Below are 16,967 nucleotides of genomic sequence, written 5' to 3' on the forward strand. Positions count from 1 at the left end.
CAATGCCCTTATCCAGTTGCTCAATGCTGACCCAGATACGACGGTGCGACAAGAAGAAAGCACCACAGGAGCCGAGCACCATCAACAGGCAGCCGAGCCAGACCACCCAGACGCCGGGGTCTTTGGCCACCTGCAGGCCGGTGTAATAGCTTTGCGTTGCCTCAAGCAGACTGACTGAATAAGCACCACCGCGTTTTTCATCAAACTGCGGATAGTTTTTCATAACGATAAAGGGTGCTCCGGTACCGACCTTCACCTGGGCGGCCGGGCCGAAGTTCTGATAACTCTCGGCATAGCCCAGGGCAATCAGGGAAGCGCCACCGGGAAGCTTGAGACGCTTGCCTTGGGCCCCCTGCACGATTACGGTTTCGCCGGTCTCATTGTTTTTGACACGGAACTTATAAACCGGGTCACCGGTCGGGCCGTAGCTGGACTGGTAGAAGGTCAAGCCTTTGTAGCTCAAGGGATCGTTAACCTCAATCGTCTTCTTCAAGACTTCTTTGCCATTCTCAAGAACAACCAGGTCGCTGGTAAAGTCTTTGGGACGGCCACCACCTTCGTAAAAGGTGACCTCGAAATTATCGCAACGGACTTCGAAACCAAGAGGAATCGGGGTTTGCCCGGCCCGCGGCCAGACAGCATCAACCGATTTGCCTTCAACGATATTGATATAGGCCTTGAAACCCCAGATGTTACCGATCATGGCACCGAGGAAGATGATCAGGATCGAGGTGTGGGTCACGTAAACACCGAAGCGGGACAGCTTGCCTTTTTGTGAAAACAGATAAACCTTGTCATCCTGCTCGGTGACCACCGGCGCGGCAAATTTACTGCTGAGCAGTGCGACCACTTTATCGCGGACGCTCTCGATGGTGCCCTCTGCGACAACTTCGCCCTTACTGGAAAAGGTGCGAAACAGGTTGTCATCGGCCACCAGGGTGGGCTCGCGCACAATCTTGATGATCCTGGGCAGGCGCTTGATCGAGCAGCAGATCAGGTTGACGGCAAAGAGGCCCATCAGGGAGAGGAACCAGTAAGAGTGGTACATGTCGAAAAACTGCAGGGTGTCGAGGGCCTTGTAGGTCGACTCGCTCATGCCGTAGTTCTGCATGTACTCCTGGGGAGACTTGTTCTGCTCAATCACCGTACCGATAATCGAGGTCGTTGCCAGCAGAATCAAAGTGATAATCGCAAGCTTCAGGGAACAGAAAAAGTCCCATAGCTCGTCAGTGAAGCTCTTTTCTTTATTCAAGATAATTTCTCCTGAACCAATTGTTAACAATGGCGGTTAAAAGAAGAGTTGCCATTGCGTATCGAAGCATCCGTGAGACCGTCATGGTCTTGCGGACATTAACTATTGAATTGTCTTTATTTGGATCAATTGGGAGAGTGGGGAAAGGCCGTATCGGCCCAACCTCACCTATGGGACATGACTCAATTCAGCAGAACAACCGTGCGATGAGCAAGAATGGTTGGCGAAACACGTGGTGACAGAGAGGTTAACCTGGCAACTCGCAGATCGCCTTGTACCCTTTTGGGGGAGAAGCTATCAGCAGCCAAAGACGCAACAGAAGCTGTCGAAGCATGCTTCAGACGTTTGAAAAATACCGCACCACGCTGTTGAGTGGAGACATCCAGGCATGAACCGCAGGAGTCTGCACTCGACTGGCTGAGACTGGGGACAGCATACCTGTCCGTAGCAGACTTCTCAACATCTTCGGCACAACAACCACCGCCCTTTGAGTAACTGACCTCCACATGGCCATCATCGCCGAAGCACCAGGCATAACCGAAAACGGTGCCCGCGCTGGCAACCAGGAAGGTCGTCACAAGCAGGTAAGTCACTAATTTCAAACAATATCTATATTTCATCGCATCAAAAGATAGCACAAGAGCAGCTTGGCTTGCCAGCCTTATCGAGTCGTTTGGTTGCGAAAACCAAGCAGGCCATCTGCCCTGGTTCTCAGCCCGGGTGATCATCACCGCAATTAGGACAGTAGACCCAGGAACTCTGCAGTTCTGAGCTGCACGAAATACAGTGAATGTCATCATGCTTCATAGTGTTGTATCGTTTGAGCAAGACGTAGACCAGAGCAGCAACCAGGTTAGCGCCGATCACCCCCCAGCCTATCAAGGGGATGCGTAGAAAATCATTGAGAACACAGTGTCCCCAATAAAGAGACCAGAGGTTGCATACGACGATAGACGCAATCGCTACCAGACAAAAAACGATAAATGGCGAGTATTTATATTTTCCGAACAAACTCTTCATGCCCTTATCTTTTCGTTCAAATATTTACACCAGGGACAATATTTCATCCAGACATCATGGGCTTTGCCGCAACCGGGACAACTTTCCCTCAATACCGCCTGGCATTCCGGGCAAACCAGCCATCCCGACTCCACCTGCTCCGAACAACCTGGGCATGGACCAGACAAAGCCGACTCCGGGGGCGCCGGTTTAACCAGCTCCATGCAGATGAAGTAGAAGATGATCGAGAGACTGATGATAAAGAGTAAAAACATACGGCCTCACACCGCCTTTGAAAAGCTGCGCGCATCTCCGGCAGAATCCATTTCAAGCATTCCGTCACGCAGATAAATAGTGCGATCAAACCACTCCAGATTTTCCCTGTTATGGGTCACCATGATGATGGTCTGGCCATCCTGATGAAGTTCAGAAAGCAGGTTCATCACTTGTAGACTGGTCGCCGAATCAAGGCTGCCGGTCGGCTCGTCAGCAAGCAGGAGCGGCGGATTGTTCACCAGAGACCGGGCAATGGCGACCCTCTCCTGCTCTCCCCCTGACAGTTGCTGCGGCAAATGCAGCATACGATCAGGAAGCCCGACACGCTTGAGCATATTGCAGGCACGCTCACGTTTCTCCGCTGAAGAAAGTTTTGATACCGCCAGAGGCAACATGACATTTTCCAGGGCGTTCAGGTATGGGATCAGGTTGTGTGACTGAAAGATGAAGCCAAGATATTCACGCCTGAAGTCAGCTTGCTTCTCCTGTGAAAGGCCGTAGACATCGATCTCATCAACACGAACTTTCCCGGAAGACGGGCTGGTCAAACAGCCTAGCACGCTCAACAAGGTGCTCTTGCCGCTGCCGGAGGGTCCCATAACACCGAGGAAGGTCCCTTCATTAACAGCGAGGTTCAGTTCCTGCAGTGCCGTAACACAATCAGCACCGTTGTGGTAGCGCTTATTCACCTGTTTCAATTCAATCAGACTCATAATTAATCCGTATCAAAGAGCCCTGAGGGCTTCACTAGGTTCAAGGCGACTGGCACGAAATGCCGGCTGTAAAGAAGCGAGCAGACCTACAAAGATAGCCGCGAAAACGGCAGCAACGGCCAAGGTTGGATTCCATTGCCAGCTCGCTTTACCGCCATCAAGCAATGGCAGAGCCACCAGGGTTGCAGCCACTCCGGTCAGATAGCCAAGCACACCAGCCAAGGCACTGACGATAGTCGCCTCCATGAGTACCAGGTGCAAAACGTGTCGACGGCGGTAACCGATTGCCCGAAAAATGCCAATTTCTCGGGTTCGTTCACTGATGGCACCCATCATGGTTACGAAAACCAACAAAGCACCGATAATCACAACGGTGACGGCAACACCCCAGGCAAACAAGCGAAACTGGCCAAGGGCATGCATGCGCGTTTTCACGACTTTTTGAACCGCCTGGACATCCGTTCCAGGCAGTACCGTTTGCAATTGGTTGACCATGTCATCAACAGGGCAATCGTGGCAAAGCGCAGCAATTTCGACCATGCTGACCTGCCCTGGCTTGCCTAAAGTGGCCTGGGCCTCATCAAGAGGAGCGATCAAAAGCTGATCATCCTGAGAGCCTGTCTTGGCCAGAAGCCCGACCACAGTGAAATCCTGGCCATTGACTTTAAGCGTGTCGCCCATATTCAGGTTGAAACGCTTGACCACTGCGTCACCGACCAGCAGCTCGCGACCTTGCTCAACGGGTCTCCCTGCGATGGACCACCATCTTTTCAGCTTAAACTCCGCCGCCGGGTCAACGCCCATCATCATAATACGTTGGCCGTCAACCTCAACAGCCCCTAACACCTTGGGTGCAATCGTGGCGACATTACGGCGATTGGGGATGTCATCGATATTGGCAAGGCTTGACTGCTCAAGCTCTTTTGCAACCAGGGTTACACCCGCGAGTTGAATGCCTCCATAGTTCAAAGCAAGGGCGTCGCTACGCGGGGTGATGATGATATTGGCGCCAAAGTTCTCCAGTTCGTGCTGGGCACGCTGCCCCATGGCATCAGTCAGGGAAAGCAAGGTGACAACCGTCGCCACACCGATCAGCAGACCGATCACCAGAAAGATGGCCCGTCCCTTCCGACGCCTGAGATTATGTAAGACGATATGCTCTAAACGCACGATAGGTTTCCTTGCTTAATTTGTAGCGCCTTTGAAATACCAGGCCCCTGCCTTGATGTCATTTGCAGCGATGACAACATTTTCACCAGATTGCTGACGTTTCAGCGGGGCAGGATTACAACCACCCTTGACCACGTTGATCATGTCTGTTTTAAAACGTTGATCGCAGTTATTACAGACCATATCATTCCCTTCCTGGCGGTATCCCTTGAGCGCTTTGTAGCAAACATCACAGGTGTCAAAAGCGCTGCGGATCACACCATCATTGCTGCGCACGACAAAGAAATCGACCGGCCCGGACTCACCTTTGAAGCGATAGAATTTGGCTTTACCGTCGTTGAAATCGGTCGCCGTGAGACGGACCTTACCATCCTGCCCGGCCGAGACAATCTCCGGTCCACCGACAGACGTCGAACCAAAGAGGAACCATCCGCCAACAGCAAATACGGCAAGGAACAGCACAGCAACGGGAGCCATCAGTTTCTTCCTCGCAGAAGGTTTTTCGTTAAATTGTTCTCGCTTGGATTCGCGTTCTGACATGATCAATATCTCCTGTCCTTATTTATTAGGGGTCGTGTTCAACTAAGCCATTAACTGCTGCAACAGCCACCGCCACCGCTGCCACAGCCACCGCCACCCTGACTGACGGCCTTAAGTCGACTGTCAAAGATAACGACGTCGGTTTTATTCTGCAGCTCTGCATACCATTGTTGCAGCTTGTTTTTTTGCGCGCCAGGATCGGTGATCCCGGCATAGACATGATCTTCAATATTTCTTGTGATAATCATATCCTCATGCAGTCGGGCACGAAAAACATCCACGCTGCCGTAACGTTTAGCCAGCAGATCGTCAAGCCCTTGATGTCCCTTGCGTAACTCATCCAGCCTCGCCTCGACTTCTCCATCCAGAACAACCACCTTGTTCTCTTCCGCAGAAGACAACATCAATTCACGCTGCAAGACATCCTGCCAGACGGTCTTCCAGAGCTGAGCGTTCTGCCCTGAAGCCACAGCGCCACGTGAGCGCTGCGTGACCAAACCTTCAAAATCCGACCGGGCAAGCAGACGGTCGCCGATACGAGCAAGGTACTCCTGACCGAGCTGGGCCTGTTCCTGCTGCAACGCAAGATATGCTTCAGAATCCAGCTCGAAGCGAAGCTTGGCCGGATAGCCAGCGGCAGTAATAGCCTCGGCAATCGCCTGGCTGTCCAGTAGGGTTGGATCGTAAGTAACCCGGCCACGGTTGCTGGTCAGGTTGATATCGACAGAACCAACACCGCCAAGACCAACGAGCGCCGTTTCAATATTGCCGATGCATGATCCACAGGTCATTTTTTCGATCTGGTATTCAGCCAGAGCGGCGTTGGCAAGATTGCTTCCCGTGGGATAAAAGAGCCATACGGCAACAAGGGCAGCAAGGCCAAGGCACAGAGACAGATAAAGCTTAGGACTTTTAATCATTGGTTTCGACTCGATTAATTTAAGGGTTATAGTCAACGCGCATTGTTAATAATGGTTACTCAATAGATCAACTTTCATGCCAACCAACAAACAGACTAACAACTACCCTAAATCATTGACTTATTGATTTTTCAAGAAAAACCATGATGACAAAAGACCTACTACTTGTGGAATATTACACAGAAGAGAGGAGACTATTCTGCACCTTACGAAAACAGGGCAAAGAACAAAAAACCCCATCAATAAATGATGGGGCATTGAGATAATCTATGGGTTTAAAACCCAAACAAGGGCAAAACTATTTATTAACGCAGAGACGCAAAGACGCGGAGGTGAGCCACTTGAATTTATGGAAAACAGCTTAATCTTGCCAATTAGGCTCTGCGACTTTGCGCATTTGCATTAAACATTTTTTCTATAAACTACAACCGATGCTTGAAAAGTACTAAAGAATGATCAATTCGTGATTGGCAAAGGTTAGATGCTTCAGGCCATCTGCTCCAACCCAGAAAGTATCCTCAACGCCGACCGCACCCAGTCCCGGATAGACCACTTTGGGCTCAAAAGCAAAGACCATATTCTCTTCTAATTCGTAATCGTTAAAGCCTCTGGCGATAAAAGGGTATTCATCCAGTTCCACACCAACGCCGTGACCGATAAAGGACACCTGGGCTCCTTTGGAGCCCATGAAGTGATCCTGGTAACCCATATCGCAAGCCATCTGCAAGCATTCGTCGTAGACGCCGCCCCAGGTCGCGCCTGGCTTAGCTATTTTTTTGGCATGGTTGAGGAGAAGAACCATGTCGACGTACGCCTTTGAAAGCTTCTCAGGCAACTCACCGATACTGAACATCCGGGTTTGATCAACAATGTAACCGTCAAACACTCCGGAGAAATCAACGGTTACAGGCTCATTCTTGCGTACGCTTTTATAACTGGCGCCCTGGGGAAAAGAGGGGTTGAGGCCAACACCACCGAGGGGGGTGTCAGAATAGGTCGGTACGGCGCTATCGGCCCCGGAGAATGTGTGACCGTAGAACAACTCGTTATTGAAGCCCCGCATACGAACCAAACCTTGATGGCCTTCTTTTCTGGCGACAAACTCAAGCTCTGCCGTCAGCTCAAGATCTGTCATACCTTCCCTGAGAATCTCTGGAACCCTTTTACAGACCTTGTCGACAATCAGTGCGGCATCCTTCAAAATACCGAGCTCATAATCCGACTTAACCGCCCGCACCTTGCGAATCATTGGAGTTGCGTCACTGATATTGCAGCCTCCGAGGCCTTTGCGAAACCTGTTCATCACGGAAACCGGCACGACATCCAACTCCATGCCGATTGTGTCCGGCAACGTATAACCGAAATCAACGAGGACGCCGGGAATATCTCTTGGGCTGCTGAAAGGAATGACTTCCTTCAGACCCGACTCCATCCTGGCACGCGCAAAATCCTTGCGCACCAGGTAGAGAGCCTCCCCTTCTAAAGGCACGTACAAGGCTCCCTGCTGGATGGCACCGGTAAAGTAAAAGAGATCTGCATTCTGCAACGCGAGGATCGCTCCCAGGCTGTGGACAGCCATCTCTTTCTGCAGTTTTTCTATGCGATTTTTCAGTTCTGAGGCAGGTGTAATACGCATGCTTTACTCTCCAGGGGCAATATCGGCAAAAGTGGAGTTAAAAGGGACAACAAGTACTTTAGAATAGAAGTCAGAAGCTATTGATTTATAAAGCACAAGTCTCAAGCAAAGACACTTTATTCCATAAATAAGGGCAGAAGCTTTCAAGCCATGCCACATATCACGACAAAGGAATAACTTACTGTTATATATAGGCTTTTTAAATACCACAACGATTCATGCAAGGCAATCAAAATAAGAAAGCACCCTGTCACAGTTATGTGATAACAGCATCACAGATATCTCCCTTTATTGGAAATGTAGAAGAAATATTCAACCTGATTTAGTCATGCTTTATTTCTGTGCAAAAGGCTAAAAAGTCATACGGCTAAAGTGTTTCACCTTTCCCCTTTCGCTCTTTCCACAAATCTATCCACAGGCATCTGTGGACTGTATACAGCCACTCACAAAAATCTCACAAAAAATCGGCCGGACTATTGTCCGGCCGATTATGTTTTACATACTGCGAAGTTATTATTTCACATCCTGCTGATAACGCTCCTTGTAGTAGGCCTTCATCTCCACGACCTTCTTGGGATCGAAGCCCTTGGTGTACCATTCGTGCTCTTTACGTCCGTCAATGTATTTTGCAATAATTTCTTCGTAGACTTCCGGCTTGCCAGCTTTTTCACACGCATCTCTAGCTTCCGGAAGGAGTTCTGTATAAAAATTCTTGGCAACGTCGTAGATACCATGCCACCACGCATAATCAGGGCCACTCATAGCCGCGCCATGACGGGCACGACGACCTTCATGATGCCAGAGCTCCCAGTAGATCCAATCGATCTTGTCATCAAAATTCCCTTTGGAGATAACCTCATTCTCCATCAGGAGTTCACGGATCTCTTTCGCCGGGATTGCAAACTTATCGTTATAAAGGGCGACAAAGCTGTCAAGTTGCTTGTAAAACCCCTCAACAAAAGACGAGCTGTGGCAGGCAGAGCAGACATCCTGCATATCTGCCAGCTTCTGTTCCCAGTTCTCGGTACGCTTTGAAATCGGTGCACGCAGGTTCCACGCCAGTCGCGTACCAACATCATGGGTCACAGACTGGTTAGGTGTTGCGCTCATATGGCAAGTGGCGCAAGTTGGCGCATCATAGTAATCCTGACCGGCAACCCACTTCGGCTTATCCATGTTCAGATTATCTTCGAAAGCACGATAGAGGATGCCATGCTTGGACTCCTCGTAAACCTCTTTCTGAGGATGATCAGGACCCAGGTGACATTTACCGCAGGTCTCAGGCTTACGGGCCTGCTCTTTGCTGAAACGATGTCGGCTATGGCAGGCAGAACAGGTGCCTTTGGACCCATCCGGATTGACACGCCCGATACCTGTATTAGGCCAGGTGTTGGTGTCGAGAGAACCATCTTCGTTAACTTTGACAATTGAACCGTGACACTGACGACAACCGACAGCAACTGCCGGCTCACCACCGATAGTCTGGCCGAGCATACCATCCTGGGTGTTCAGGATGTCTCCGGCCTTGGCGTGGTGACTGGCCTCCTGCTCTGCAGTTTCCCCGGGATGGCACAGACCACAATCACGGGGGGAAACAATAATTGCAACGGAGAAGCCGAAATGGTCCATGGCATCGGTATCACCTGGCTCTGCCTTGTGACATTCGTAACAACCGACGCCCGCATTCCAGTGTGCGCTGTCTTCCCACTGGCTGACGATACCCGGCATACCTTCATGACAGCCAAGGCAATCCTGAGTCTCTGCCGAAAGACGATCGGATGCTGCCAGGGAAAAACCTGCTGTCAGCAGAACCAACAAAATCGCCAAAATCCCTTGCAAACCCAAAGTCCTACTCATGCTTGAACCTCCCCGTCTGAATAATGGCCACGAATGGCCTTCAAAAAGCGACTCACCAACAAACCAAAACATCACGGATATAAATTAAAGAAGAGATTAAAAGATAACTGAAATGAAACTTTTCTCAACTTGTTACCTGCACACTTTTTAAAAACCTAAGTGCCTCAAGCCAAGAAAGACGCAAAGTGTGACTATTCTCACTTCCTGAAGTGGTTTACTTTGCAGATATTCTCCACCCCTTAACGCCTTTGCATTAAATACTTACAGACTAAGCTTGTGCTATAAGTCCGAAAAAAAGCCGAATAGTTTTCACTACCCGGCTCTTGTCGCGTTCTCAATATGCTCTTATTAGCTAAAAATATTTGATTTCGTGCCCGGCTCGAACCTTTTCAACCAGGGCTCCCATCAATTTGTTTTTAAGGTCAGATTCTACTTCTTGTCTGGCCTGTTTTTCGGAATCGACATTATTCTTTTTCATGTAAAGATCGACGTCTTCAGCCGAAACATTAACCTTGTCCTGCACCTCAATTTTGAGCAGTGTTGAAAGATACATAACATCCTCATCAACGTTACGAGCATTATGATTGGTTACAACAGTATCCTTTTTGCTCACATTCTGCCGGGCATATTCAAGCAGGAGTCTACGATTGATGAAAAAGTCAGCGAGCTTTCTCTGCCCCTCCTTATCATGCAACCATGATTTATACTTAACACCAGCGACATCGTCTACATAAGTTGCCAAAGTCGCAACCGTAATGGTTTCATCATCAAGGCTCGCGACAACATCCTCGCTGTAGGCATAGGCTGCCATGGAAAACATAAAAAATGAGAACAGAGCCAGCGCTGCTCCTAGAGTTTTTTTCGTCATAAAACCTGCACTCCTATGCTTTGACCATACTGCATTTCGTTGACAGACAAATAACGCGGGAGAGCCAAAACCCTCCCGCGCTTTTTTCATTTAAGAACCTGCATGCTTACTTGATCTTTTCTTCTGCAGGAGTCGGTGACGGCAGGCCGATCTTGATGGCCTGGCTTAATGGTGAATTAGGATCTTTCAGATTCAGCTCCTTGACCTTGCGTTCTTCATAAGGCGCATGAAGTGGATGAGAACCGTACTTGGATCCATCGTAATGATCCTTGTTGTTGTAGCGCTCCATCCAACGGTTCCAGGCAACCTCGGTGAGGAAACCTTTCTTATATGCCTGCTCTACGTTGGCTTTCACTTTTTCCCAGTAGTCGGGAATGTACTGTTGGGCAGTGTTGACGGCCTGCGGCTCTTTTGTGGAGATGCCATAGACACCGCCCGGAAAATCGTAGAGCTTGTAGGTGAAGAACTTCGCCGGTGTATCAGCTTCGTAAATTTTCTTGGCTTCCTCGACGCCATGCTCAGCGCCCCAGGCAATCATTTCCTGCATATCATGCTGCAGTTCCCAGACACCGTGCCACTGGACATAGTCAGCACCACCCATGGCTGCACCGTGACGGAAGCGACGTCCTTCATGATGCCAACCGTTGTACATCAAGTGCGAAGCGGTGGTGTACCATCCAGCGTTGATGACCAGTTGCGATTGCGGTCTTTCCTTGCCGTCGTTAAAGGTCTCTTTGAGTGGCTTGATCAGACCTTTTTCAACATAGAGCTTAACCCACTTGAGAAACTCGCGACGCATTTCGTTGTACTGAAGGTTGACCAGGTCATATGCGAGGAAATGGTCTTTGATGAAAGTCGGAGCATGGCAATTCGCACAAACATCCTGCATCCGCTGGTTTTTGTCCTGCCAACTGCCCAGCTCTTCTTCGAACCAGATGGTGCGATAAGACCATGGAGCCTGAGATTCCCAACCGAGACGTTCGGAGACGTTATGGGTCGACTTCAGTTCACCCGCTCCGTCCATATGGCATGTGGTGCAAACTGGCGCCTCAATAGGAATGTTTTTCTGATCATCCGAGCGATAGGAGAGGTCCCATTTATCACCTTCTGCAGCAAATATGTTGCCATGCTTTGATTCATTGTAGATTTCGATATGCGGATGATCGGGGCCAAGGTGGCACTCGCCACAGGTTTGCGGCTCACGGGCAACCTCGATAGAGAAGCTGTGCTTAGGATGGCACGCGTCACACTCGCCTACCGAGCCATCTGGCCACGGATTAGAGATATTGTGACAAGCTTCACAGCCTTGCTTGGTGCCAACAATCGGCTCAAAGATTGCGCGGTCAGCGGGAGCATAGAGCCAGAATTGATAAGCATGCTTCGACTTGGTGTTCTCGGTGACTTCTTTCTCGTGGCACTGTGAGCAATCTTTTGGAGTCGGATAGAGACCGACGGTAAAGCCATTGTGCTCAAAGGCGTCAAAATCGTCCTTTTCAGCCTGGTGACAGGAAAGACAGCCGACACCATTTTCTGCATGCTTCGAGTTTTCCCACATCTCGATCATTTTCGGTGCCATCCCTTTAGCGAGATGACAGGTAATACATTGCTTTGTCTCTTTGTCTACTTCAACGGCCGCAAAAGCACTGCTACAGAGCAGCACGGCCAAAGCCATGGACAATAAGACAGCGGTAAACTTGAGCTTGTTCATGAAACACCTCCATCGGTTAGAGTGAGCAAAAACCCCATACAAAAGATTGGATATCGGCAAAAAGCTTAAGCTGTTGCGGACAAGTGACCAACTATCAACCCTGAAAAACCAACTGAAACAGATTAATAGCAGTTGTCAAGACTGAGCCTGAGTTTACGGTACTTGTCATGCTCTGATTAAGTTAGAACAGTCTTAACTTTATATCTTTGACCTAAGTCAAAACCGCTTGATCGATTTTAAAAGAGAAGAAAGCAGGCTCACCGAAAGAGGCTTACATTGGTTTTGTACCGGGCAAGAACGACTTGTGGGATCTCCAAAAACTGAGTTCTGGAAAACGGCCAGGCCCCTTGACAGCAACTGTTTGTTTCAAGCGTGTTGCATCAGAGGCTTGCAGGTGGATTTGCATGCACAAAAATCAGATCAGAGTTTCCGTTGAAAGGGAGTTCTTCGTATTGGCAACGACCAGGAAGGTTCCAACTCAACATCTATGAATCGGGACTTGATCAGACAGACAGTATCTGGTTTTACCTTAAAGTTCCCCATACTAAATTTCCTTAGATATATGTAAGAATGAGATGCAACAGGATTTATAGAAAAGCCCCGAGCCTAGAAATAGGTTGGGGCTTTATTTTACTGGTAATCATGCTATCTAAGAAAAGAGTCCAAGAGGCGTGCCCCTGACGCTTCGACATTCCAGTTACAATCGCCATTCGCTTTCGAGATAAATCATCTTCAACTCAGCCAATCCACGCTCTTCCCCGATAATTGTCAACTGGTCCCCCTCTTCCAGAACCGTATCGCCGTTCGGCACAAAAGACCGTCCTTTCCGGGAAAGCATAGCAACCAGACATCCCTTGGGAATGCCAGCTGCTCTCAATGGCTTATTAATCATCACTCCGCTTGATGAATATGCACGAAGGAACAAAGATATAAAATGGTCGTCGTGCAGCAGACATTCCCTCAAGCCCTGTTCATTTTGAGCCTTACCCCACTCAAAGACAAAGCTATCCTCGTCTATCCGTTCAGCGATTCGGGCCAATAGTCTGAGATGCTGGGTCGGATTATTGTCAGGGCTGACCAAAAAGAAAATAGCCTGGACACAAACCTCTGCCTCTTCTTCATGAGTCAGCGGGTTATAAGTTTGCATACATACACCTTGACGGGCGCGAACAATAACCATCTCTGTCTGATCAATTCGAGAAGTCCGGAAATGAGGGAGAGCAACGCCGTGGGTCACTGGTGTTGCTCCAAGCATTGTGCCTTCCATAATTTGCAGCATGATTTCATCCGCTGACATATGAACCCTGGACTTGAGTTTGTCGGCAACCACCTTTATGACGTCCTCAAAAGAGGCTTCACCATCAAGGTCAAACACCAGGCTCCTTGATACAATTTCATTGAAAGGGTCTTCATTCCGTAAGCCTTTTTCTCTCAAAATGCCGCGTAATTCAGTATCAAGATCGTGATGTCTTTGCCGGCCCAGCCTCTCAAAAACATGATAGATGGCCCCGGTCCTGGCAACGTAACGCCGAGCATAAAAAAAGTACCAGAGAGAGGATGCGACAATCAGACCAAGGGAAAAAACAATCGGCATCGCTCCCATTTCAAAGATCAGATAGAAAGGTGAAATAATCCCCGCAATCTGCATCCACGGATAAAAGGGGGATTTGTATCCGGGGTCGTATGATGAAATTTGACTTTCACGCATCACAATGACGGCAAAACAGACCAAGGCAAACATAAGAAGTTGAAAAGAGCTAGCCAGTTTGGCGATACCCATGGGGTCGAACATAACCAGGATCAGGATAACAGTCGTAAGAGTCAGCAGAATGGAATAAAATGGCGTACCGAACTTGCCCAGTTTTCTAAAGATCCTGGGGACCAGATGGTCACGGCTCATCGCCAGAGGATAGCGTGACGCACTCATCATGCCGGCATTGGCAACCGAAACAAATGCCAGCAGTGCGGCCAGCGAAAGCAGGATCACGCCATAACGACCCAGAGCGTACTCCGCTGCGGTGGCCACAGGTGTCAAATTACCCTGCAATTCATCCATAGGAACCAGCCCAACGATGGTCAAGGTGCCGAGGAAGTAAACAAGGATTGCCGTTGTCAGTGCCAGGATCACGCCTTTGGGCAGGTTGCGTTCCGGGTCCTTGACCTCTTCGGAAAGACTGGCAACCTTGGTAACGCCGACGTAACTGATGTACACCATACCGGCTGTTGCAATGATCGAATCAAACCCGGCAGCAAAGAAATCCTGAAAATGATCCGTCTGAAATTGCACAGCACCACTGGTCAGAAAAACTGTCAAGATGGAAAGTAGACTAAAAACCAGAAAAACTTGCAGACGCCCACCTTTTTTGCTCCGACCAGATTGACGATGCTTAGCAAGACGGCAAGCATCACCGCAATCGGCACGATCGGCAACTCAGGCACGAATAACGAGATATAGGCCCCCATGCCGACCAGGGCAAAGGCAACCTTGAGAATCAGGGCCAACCAGGTTCCGATGCCGCCGATGGTGCCAACAAAAGGACCAAGAGCACGATCCAGGAAATAATAGACCCCGCCTGCTCGCGGCATGGCTGTCGCCAGCTCAATAACACTGAACATGGCGGGGATCAGGGGGACAGCGGCCAACATATAGGCCAGCACCAGTGCCGGCCCAGCCTCGGCGGCGGCTATGCCTGGTAGTAAGAAAAACCCAGCACTTAACGTCGCGCCTGTGGCTATGGCATAAACATCCAGAAGCCTTAGTTCCTTTTTCAACCGTTTCCGCTGTTTTATCATTGTCATCGGGATATCCCCTGGCCATACATATCAACCTAACTTTGTCCGTGTAAATTCTTTAGGGATGAACCAGGCCGTCTCTGATTTGCACCGTCCTCTGGGCGCGTGCTGCAAGTTCGGTGTTATGAGTAATCATGACCGTCGCCAGCCCGTTCTGGCTGAGCGAACGCAGCAGCGCATAGATCTTGTCACTGTTTTCGCTGTCAAGGTTGCCGGTCGGTTCATCCGCCAGTAGAATCTCGGGATCGTTGACCAGCCCTCGAGCGATGGCAGCCCGCTGCATTTCACCGCCGCTGAGTTGAGCAGGGGCATGGTCAAGTCGGTGTTCGAGGCCCACCATTTCAGCCAAGGCCAGGATCTTGGTCCGACTTGCTTGTTTTTTGCTGAACAGTAGCGGCAAAGCGATATTGTCAAAGACGCTCAGTCCCGGGATCAGGTAGAACTGTTGAAAAACAAAGCCGATCTTTTCACGCCGTAATTGCACCAGCTCCGACTCAGGCATATTGGAGGTGTTCACGCCATCAAACAGGACCTCTCCTCTGGTCGGCTGGTCGAGACAGCCGAGGATATGCAGCAGTGTGGTTTTCCCCGCCCCCGACGGCCCGATAATGGCGAGCAGTTCCCCCGCAGCAATGCTGAGATCGACTCCACGCAACGCCCGTACCTCTTCAGCCCCTCTGCGGTAGTTTTTTTCAATCTGTTTAAGTTCAATCATCCTTTAATCGCCTCGACTGGGTTAATTTTCGATGCCTTTAAGGCCGGATAAATACCGGCACATAGGCCTATAATAAAAATGAACAAAACACTGCCTGCGGCAACGACCGGATCAAAGCTGATCAGATTTCCGGACGGCACAAACGGCATCACTGAGCGAACAAAAGCTTCGATCATTCGCGAACCAAGGATCGAGATGAGGATGCCGACCAACCCGCCACTGAGTGAAAGAATCGTGGTTTCTTCAAGGATAATCCGGAAAATATCCCAGCGTGAGGCACCGACGGCGCGCATCATGCCGATCTCCTGAGTACGTTCGAAGACTGCCATGAGAATGGAATTCATCACCCCCACGGCACTGATCAGAATTGCGATTAAAACAATCGCAAGGCTTAGCGCCCTGGCGGACGCGGCAAGATTGGAAATGGAGTTCATCACCTCGCCCATGGTCACGATCTGGATCCCCGGCACAGCCGCTGTCAGCGCATCGGTAATCTCCACCATGCGCGTCGGGTCTGTTACCTTGACCCCGATAGCGGTTGCCGCAGCAGGCTGGTCGAGAAGTTTCTGTGCTGTCTTGATGGGAAGATAGATAAAAGCGTCATCCTGACTGCCGGTGAGACCGACTATCCCGGAGATAAGCAGATTCACTCCGCCACCGGAGGAGAATTGGTCACCGGGCTGCAGCTTCTCATGTTGAGCGACCTCGTAACCAAGCAGAATTTCATTGTCCTGCTGAGGAATTTTGCCAGTAATCTCCCAGCCCGGCTTGATCGCCGACAGAACCGACATGTCAACACCGTAGATCAGGTCAATTTTACCGCGCTGCGGATCGGGGAGTTGGGCCACCAGAATCGGCGTTGCCAGATCGATGCCAGCCGTGGTTGTGACATGCGCCATGACCTTGGTATCGAGAAATTTAGGGATAACTGCTCCGTGCAGAACCAGTGCTGCAACCTCGTGTGCGCAACCCGAAGGAACAACCATAAAGTGCAACCCGGTTCGCTCCAATTCGACCGCGAGACCCTCTGTAAAGCCCTTGTTAAAAGAGAGCACCGAAAACAGAACGCCAACCGAAGCGGCAATCCCGAGCATCGTCAAAACACTGCGCGTGCGGTGACGCAGAAGATTCTTGCCGGCAAGCTTCAGATAGCCGCTCATTTGACTTCAACCCCGGTGGCAACGAGCATGTAGCTTTGCTTCGACCTGCCCACTGTGCCGCTGGCAAGTGCCAGCTTGCCCGGCCGGGACGGAAGGGTTAATTGGCTCTTGGCAAGGTCAATATATATCTGTCCGGTTTCGTCCTGCAGATAGAACCAGCAGCCGTTTGATTGGCATTGCGAGACGATCTTGCCTTCCAATGTGACCTTTTTGCCCAAAAGCTCCTGCTTCAGGAAAACATCCTTGACCTGAACTTTTGGTGCATCATGGTCGACGCCGGAACCATAGGTCTCGCCACCGCAGCCAGCGAGAACAAGGGAGACAAGAAGCAATGTTGTCAGTAAAAGATTTTTCATTTGT

Annotated in this window: 17 protein-coding genes; all 17 read right to left on the bottom strand. The window is 50.0% G+C overall.

Going from position 1 to position 16,967, the window contains the following annotated elements:
* The coding region (locus P9J64_15710; GenBank protein MDG5469768.1) for a cytochrome c biogenesis protein ResB at window positions 1-1,252 on the bottom strand (1,252 nt) is incomplete at its 3' end.
* A 182-nt stretch (window positions 1,253-1,434) separates the two neighbouring features.
* The gene (locus P9J64_15715; protein MDG5469769.1) at window positions 1,435-1,854 is read right to left on the bottom strand and encodes a hypothetical protein; all 420 of its coding nucleotides are present in this window, start codon (window positions 1,852-1,854) and stop codon (window positions 1,435-1,437) included.
* 109 nt (window positions 1,855-1,963) lie between these two features.
* Entirely contained in the window at window positions 1,964-2,272 is a 309-nt protein-coding gene (locus P9J64_15720) for a hypothetical protein (GenBank protein MDG5469770.1), read from the bottom strand.
* Window positions 2,269-2,526, bottom strand: a complete 258-nt coding sequence (locus P9J64_15725; protein ID MDG5469771.1) for a zinc ribbon domain-containing protein — start codon at window positions 2,524-2,526, stop codon at window positions 2,269-2,271. Before P9J64_15725 ends, P9J64_15720 begins: the two co-directional genes overlap by 4 nt.
* A gap of 6 nt (window positions 2,527-2,532) precedes the next feature.
* Window positions 2,533-3,240: an ABC transporter ATP-binding protein gene (locus P9J64_15730; protein ID MDG5469772.1), complete on the bottom strand. Its 708-nt coding sequence runs from the start codon at window positions 3,238-3,240 to the stop codon at window positions 2,533-2,535.
* A 12-nt stretch (window positions 3,241-3,252) separates the two neighbouring features.
* The gene (locus P9J64_15735; GenBank protein ID MDG5469773.1) at window positions 3,253-4,410 is read right to left on the bottom strand and encodes an ABC transporter permease; all 1,158 of its coding nucleotides are present in this window, start codon (window positions 4,408-4,410) and stop codon (window positions 3,253-3,255) included.
* Window positions 4,411-4,425: 15 nt separating this feature from the next.
* Window positions 4,426-4,950, bottom strand: a complete 525-nt coding sequence (locus P9J64_15740) for a DUF2318 domain-containing protein (protein ID MDG5469774.1) — start codon at window positions 4,948-4,950, stop codon at window positions 4,426-4,428.
* Between the two features lie 50 nt (window positions 4,951-5,000).
* On the bottom strand, window positions 5,001-5,870 hold the full coding sequence (locus P9J64_15745; GenBank protein MDG5469775.1) for a heavy-metal-associated domain-containing protein: 870 nt from the start codon (window positions 5,868-5,870) through the stop codon (window positions 5,001-5,003).
* A gap of 445 nt (window positions 5,871-6,315) precedes the next feature.
* The gene (locus P9J64_15750) at window positions 6,316-7,506 is read right to left on the bottom strand and encodes a Xaa-Pro peptidase family protein (protein MDG5469776.1); all 1,191 of its coding nucleotides are present in this window, start codon (window positions 7,504-7,506) and stop codon (window positions 6,316-6,318) included.
* A gap of 513 nt (window positions 7,507-8,019) precedes the next feature.
* Window positions 8,020-9,363 (bottom strand): multiheme c-type cytochrome, encoded by a 1,344-nt coding sequence (locus P9J64_15755; GenBank protein MDG5469777.1) that lies wholly within the window; start codon window positions 9,361-9,363, stop codon window positions 8,020-8,022.
* A 352-nt stretch (window positions 9,364-9,715) separates the two neighbouring features.
* Window positions 9,716-10,321 carry a hypothetical protein gene (locus tag P9J64_15760; protein MDG5469778.1) on the bottom strand — a complete coding sequence of 202 codons (606 nt, stop codon included), beginning with the start codon at window positions 10,319-10,321 and terminating at the stop codon, window positions 9,716-9,718.
* A gap of 16 nt (window positions 10,322-10,337) precedes the next feature.
* A complete protein-coding gene (locus P9J64_15765) occupies window positions 10,338-11,939 on the bottom strand; it encodes a multiheme c-type cytochrome (GenBank protein ID MDG5469779.1) in 1,602 nt (533 codons plus the stop codon).
* Between the two features lie 697 nt (window positions 11,940-12,636).
* A complete protein-coding gene (locus P9J64_15770) occupies window positions 12,637-14,253 on the bottom strand; it encodes an amino acid permease (protein ID MDG5469780.1) in 1,617 nt (538 codons plus the stop codon).
* Entirely contained in the window at window positions 14,250-14,738 is a 489-nt protein-coding gene (locus P9J64_15775) for an amino acid permease (GenBank protein MDG5469781.1), read from the bottom strand. The genes P9J64_15770 and P9J64_15775 overlap by 4 nt, the downstream gene beginning before the upstream one ends.
* A 52-nt stretch (window positions 14,739-14,790) precedes the next feature.
* Window positions 14,791-15,447 (bottom strand): ABC transporter ATP-binding protein, encoded by a 657-nt coding sequence (locus P9J64_15780; GenBank protein MDG5469782.1) that lies wholly within the window; start codon window positions 15,445-15,447, stop codon window positions 14,791-14,793.
* Entirely contained in the window at window positions 15,444-16,607 is a 1,164-nt protein-coding gene (locus P9J64_15785; protein ID MDG5469783.1) for an FtsX-like permease family protein, read from the bottom strand. Before P9J64_15785 ends, P9J64_15780 begins: the two co-directional genes overlap by 4 nt.
* The gene (locus P9J64_15790) at window positions 16,604-16,963 is read right to left on the bottom strand and encodes a DNA-binding protein (GenBank protein MDG5469784.1); all 360 of its coding nucleotides are present in this window, start codon (window positions 16,961-16,963) and stop codon (window positions 16,604-16,606) included. Before P9J64_15790 ends, P9J64_15785 begins: the two co-directional genes overlap by 4 nt.
* Window positions 16,964-16,967: the final 4 nt, after the last annotated feature.

The organism is Deltaproteobacteria bacterium IMCC39524 (assembly GCA_029667085.1).
GTDB lineage: Bacteria > Desulfobacterota > Desulfuromonadia > Desulfuromonadales > BM103 > M0040.